Below are 1,267 nucleotides of genomic sequence, written 5' to 3' on the forward strand. Positions count from 1 at the left end.
ACATATGTTTTTGTTATCTGATCAATTTTATTGAAAAGTTGCGTGAACACTGTAAAGTCCATGGAATTCCTCTTTAACGAATTTTCAACTTTTTATCACCTTGAAACATAGATACATGCTAAACGCGTTATTCGCATTTATACATTACCTAAGTATTTGCATTACGATATCTTGGCTTTGATAAAAGCTTTCTGCCTCTCTGAAATGTTCGGATAGTACTGAACCTTCTACATTTGCTTTTGTTTTCATGAAAAAAAAGCAAATCTTGTAAAGAGCTTTAGTGGCTAAAATCTTATTTGAGGCACATGTTTGAGGGCATTGTTCATAATTTTTTTATACAATATACGTTTTTGCATTTCGATAAGAAACTCTTCATTACTGCTTAAATTTCTGACCATTTGTAGCTTTGTATATTCATTTTGGAGTACCGCTGACATGTTTCTGATACGTGTTTGCAGCTCGAAAACTTCTCTCAGATCTTTTGTTTTATCTATATCTTTTAAGAAATCGGCAATTTGTGTAAAGCGGTTCTCTGCATCTTGGAAAGCTTGCAAACTTACAGCTTTATCGATAACTCCACTATATTTAAGACGCTTATTAAGTATATCGTATATTATCTTATGTTGTGTCTCCGAGAGGAGGGCTCTCCACTCCTCTCCTTTAATTTGAGTCATAAGCAGTTCGAAATAACCAAAAGCTTTGAAGTTTTTCCCATATAAACCCGTGTATGTTTTGTGGGTAGGTGGGTAAAAAGGCGAATATTCTAATAAAAAATTCGATAACTTTTGTGGTGTTATTTGTTTATTTCCTGTTATAGACTGATAGACTTTTTTCGTGTTTTCGATCTGGTCTTCGTTTGCTTTAATTTGTTGTTTTAACAAATCAATAATTTTCAGATATTCTGCTTCTGGAAAAGGGGGAGGAGTTTGGACAGTTGAACCTTGAGTTCCAGAACCCCAACTAAAGTTAGACGTTAGAGTTAAATTTATCATTCCCAAAAGGGTGATCATTCCTGTTATAATAAATCGCTTTTTCATCTGTCTCCTCGCTTAATTTCGGCAGGGATTGTTTTATTAATAGGCACACGGTTCCTATCATTTGGCTGTTTTAGCTTTGGTGCTAATGCACAAGCCGATAAAAGGTTTGCAATCAAAATTACAAGAATGATCGACTTCATTTTAATATGACTCTTTTTATTGTTATATACATCCTGATATTTGTTGTCATTATTATTATTTTGAACATAAAGTAAAGTACGTTGTGTGTA

2 protein-coding genes are annotated in these 1,267 nt (G+C 33.3%); both read right to left on the minus strand.

Translation table 11 applies throughout. The features are described 5' to 3' along the window. Positions 1-284: 284 nt before the first annotated feature. Positions 285-1,037, minus strand: coding sequence for a type IV secretion system protein (locus ACFIK3_RS09520; protein WP_375676622.1), 753 nt, complete (start codon positions 1,035-1,037; stop codon positions 285-287). After that, positions 1,034-1,177: a TrwH protein gene (locus ACFIK3_RS09525; protein WP_273791747.1), complete on the minus strand. Its 144-nt coding sequence runs from the start codon at positions 1,175-1,177 to the stop codon at positions 1,034-1,036. The genes ACFIK3_RS09520 and ACFIK3_RS09525 overlap by 4 nt, the downstream gene beginning before the upstream one ends. Positions 1,178-1,267 lie beyond the last annotated feature (90 nt).

The organism is Bartonella sp. CB10SXKL (genome assembly GCF_042195515.1).
Lineage (GTDB): Bacteria > Pseudomonadota > Alphaproteobacteria > Rhizobiales > Rhizobiaceae > Bartonella.